The organism is Nitrosomonas sp. Nm51 (assembly GCF_900111165.1).
Lineage (GTDB): Bacteria > Pseudomonadota > Gammaproteobacteria > Burkholderiales > Nitrosomonadaceae > Nitrosomonas.
Window position 1 is genome coordinate 1 of sequence record NZ_FOGH01000095.1, and the last position, 3460, is coordinate 3460.

3 protein-coding genes are annotated in these 3460 nt (G+C 42.6%); all 3 read right to left on the reverse strand.

Annotated elements, in window-relative coordinates; genetic code table 11:
- Positions 1 to 50: 50 nt before the first annotated feature.
- Entirely contained in the window at positions 51 to 605 is a 555-nt protein-coding gene (locus BMY60_RS15530) for an RNA-dependent RNA polymerase family protein (protein WP_143057482.1), read from the reverse strand.
- A complete protein-coding gene (locus tag BMY60_RS14780; RefSeq protein ID WP_090334664.1) occupies positions 580 to 891 on the reverse strand; it encodes a helix-turn-helix domain-containing protein in 312 nt (103 codons plus the stop codon). Before BMY60_RS14780 ends, BMY60_RS15530 begins: the two co-directional genes overlap by 26 nt.
- A 776-nt stretch (positions 892 to 1667) precedes the next feature.
- The gene (locus BMY60_RS14785; RefSeq protein ID WP_256251019.1) at positions 1668 to 3248 is read right to left on the reverse strand and encodes a replication endonuclease; all 1581 of its coding nucleotides are present in this window, start codon (positions 3246 to 3248) and stop codon (positions 1668 to 1670) included.
- Between the last annotated feature and the right edge of the window lie 212 nt (positions 3249 to 3460).

The following is a 3460-nucleotide window of genomic DNA, read 5'->3' on the forward strand; positions in this document are numbered from 1 at the left end:
AAGTTACAGGAGGAAAAATCTGAAAAAATCATAAAAAACTCAACCGGCCATCATAATTGTCGCCAAACCGGCCAGGATAATTGACACGGGACAAAAGGCATACTAATACGACTTCCAGTAGGTATATGGCCTTTACATGTACATAAATTAGCAAGCAAATCAGACACATCCGAGGAGCATTGCAACCGTTTATAAAAGAAATTAAAAACCATTCTTTTTATAGTGCTGGGAAAGAAACTTTGTATGTCACTTATCAACACACTATGTCTTCCAACGCGTTGTCTTGCGTTTGTAATGTGTGAACGACCTTTAACCCCCGAATGTATGTAATCAGGCTGCTCAATGCGGCATATTAAGCTAGCTATTCTGGTTTGAATTTTATCAAGCTCAAAATACGGATGTTCAATTTCTCTGGGCTTGTGACCACTTGTATCAATATAACAGTTATAGTTACTGTCATCTGTGAGCTTTTTGAGCACAAAAAGGTCAGTATTTAGAAGTTGAGAAAGTTTTCGTTTACTTTGAAGGCGGAATAAACAAGAATCAGCAATAGGGTATTTTTTGTTTCTTACATCTATTCTAAGTCTTTGTTTTTTTTGACTCATCTTTTTCCACAAGCCATTCTATGACGTCAAGTATTTTTCCCGAAAATGAAGAGCGAAATTTTTCTGACATACCTTTTTTACCTGAAAGCGACTCAGAAAAAAACACTAAGGAAGATGCCGGTATATCAAATTCTGCCGAATATTTCTCTAAGAGTTCGAAGCTAACAGGTTTTTTTCCGGATTCAATCTCAGACAGATAAGACTTAGACATTTGAAATCTTTCGGCAAGTTCGGTTTGTCTTACCTTATGAAACTGCCTAATTAGTTTTAACGCTTTATTGATCATTCATATCTACATAAAAAAATCAGGGAAAACACCTATTAAAGATGTTGTGCCCAATCAAGAAAAAAAATCAAAGAGCCTCATAATGCAACGAGCTAACAAGATCGTTAACTTTATCCAAAACCACAGCCCTGTTTTCTTTTTCTTGCGGCCATCTTTAACAGATGCCAGCCAATAATTATTAAGATACCTTTTTTTCATAGGTGTTTCCTCTAGTTACCTGAGTAGCGGAATTGCTACACAGCTTCGCTTAAACTAGAGTTGAGAGTTATTGGCTGTACTCCCTGAATTTCACACTGGGCTCTTCGCTCCCAGTGTTACCTCACAGTAAATTCACATGACACATACGCTCAGGATTAACCAAGGCTGAACACATGGGAACACGGATATGTGCGGGGTATAAAGTAGAAGTGTTACCACTTCCGCGAGTTGTTACACTCAGATACTACTTAGCGAAATCGCTCTCATTTCTTAATAATGATGCCATGTTAACCTATTAGAAAATAAAACACAATAAAAATTCGCTATTAGCGAACTTTCTAACTTCCTTGTTCATAATTTTAATGATTGGCAACTATTTAGGAACAGTCATGCATTTTTAGATTACAACCATTCAATTTATTAATGTTATCCAATAGTAAGTCGTATCAACTTATTATATTTATCGATAGTTAATGTTCATTTTCGTACAGTTATTAACAGAACTCCAAGGAGGCTGCGCCGCAAATGCGGCCTCACGGTCGCTGGCGCTCCCGTTCGGGCGCATTGCGCTTTGCCGCTCAATTGATTTCAGTATCAACTGAACATCGTTCAATACGCCATTGATGCAAACGTGTCGGTAGTTGAATGGAGTCGGTTTCTACGCCGCAGATTTTTTGACCTATTGGATCGCCATACTTGCCCGGTTCCGTGCATTCTTCCTTCATTAACCGGATCGGGTTATCTTTGCGTTTGGCAGACGTTCCGCCCATTAACTGGATAAACTGCCACCATTGGCCTTGATCGGCTGCTTGTTGTGCTTGTTGTAATATGCCTTCAGGTGCATCGTTGATCCGGCGCAGTTCGCGCCAGATTGAAACAGGTGCACCGCCTATTTGCTGAAATTGCCGTATTCCCCAGGTCGACGCCCAGGCTTCAACCCGTTCGGCTGCTTCCTGTATCGGGTTGCCGTCAATGTCTTGTTCAAGGCCGTAGCCGTCGATATTTTTTGAAATATATTTCGCGATATAACCGACAGCTGTTCCTTTGCTTTTATCAATCGTTTCGGCGGTAAAGCGATGTTCTTTTGCACCAGGTTCGTCGCCATCGCTTTGCAGTGCGTAGTAACGAATAATTTCTCGAACTTTTGCCGCTTGATCGGGTGGCATGAATAGCAGGATGTGCCAGTGTGGTGTGCCGTCATGTTGCGGCTCAGCAATGCGAAAGCCATAGGTCTGTATGTCCTCGCGATTAAATTTTGCGCGGATTCTGGCCCAGACTTGATTAAGATATTTTTGCGCCTCATCCGGTGTAGTGCCGTCATATTTTGGATTTTGTTGGCAGCTTTTTGATAACCGCGCATGCATTCTGGATGGGCAGGTGATGGTGTAAAATTCACCGATATGACCGAGTTCATTGGCGATAGCTTCAAAACCGAAGATGCGCACCATTAATTCACTGCGGCGCACGCGCGGATTGGCCAAACCATGTTCAGCCAGTTCGCCGAGTGTAAAACCTTCACCCAATTCGTTGATGGCATAAAACCCATCCAGGATACGCCGGTTACGTTTTTTCTGTTCTCTGCGCCGTTGCAGGGTTTCATCGCTGACGTATTTACCTTTGCGTTGATGCACCAGGCCGGAACGGATGGCTTCTTTTTCCAATTTCTTTGCGTGTATTTTACGCAAACGAGGCAGCCACCAGTTTTCATCGGTCAGGCGACCATAAATGCCTTTTTCTGTCTTATTGGGATCATCCAGATCAGGGAGTCTGACTGCATATTTTTGTGCGAAATGCAGCAGACTGGCTATCTTGCTCTTTTGGTTCAGCAAAACGTTATGAAAATTTTTTATTTCCTGAACGATACGTTTGGCCAATGCTTGCAGGTCATCATCGGAAGCATTCAGCGGAATACTGTACTTTGTTGGTCTGCCAAAAGTATTCAGCAGGAAAAGATTGGCATCACGTCTGCCATCGAAGATATACGTTTCCTTGTAATCATTGGCTGCGTTTTCAGCGATACGTTTCGGCATTTGGCGGAATATCGGCAAGCGCCAGTGCCGGTCGCTGGTGTCAGGTTCATCAAGAAATTCAAGAATGGCTTCAGCGATGAGTTCGCTGGGTGTGAGCAGTCTTCCGCTGCATCGTACTGACGTGTGCATAGCTCACCTCAGTACTGGCTGGTTGAATGAAACGAACAGGAATCAACCTATTTTCCTCAGTTAGATCTACAAAAATTAGCTCAAACGTAGTAGTGTCAAGGTTTTCGGACTAAAGACAGGAGTCACCCAATGGGTGAAATCGAATTTGAGCAAAGCAAGCTTGTAAAAGCAGTGGAGATAGCGGTTCAGGAGATGGATCAGAGTACTCGGGA

Excerpts from the sequence above, each read along its gene's own strand:
- BMY60_RS14785 (WP_256251019.1), bottom strand. The coding sequence starts at position 3,248 with ATGCACACGTCAGTACGATGCAGCGGAAGACTGCTCACACCCAGCGAA.
- BMY60_RS15530 (WP_143057482.1), bottom strand. The coding sequence starts at position 605 with ATGAGTCAAAAAAAACAAAGACTTAGAATAGATGTAAGAAACAAAAAA.
- BMY60_RS14780 (WP_090334664.1), bottom strand. The coding sequence starts at position 891 with ATGATCAATAAAGCGTTAAAACTAATTAGGCAGTTTCATAAGGTAAGA.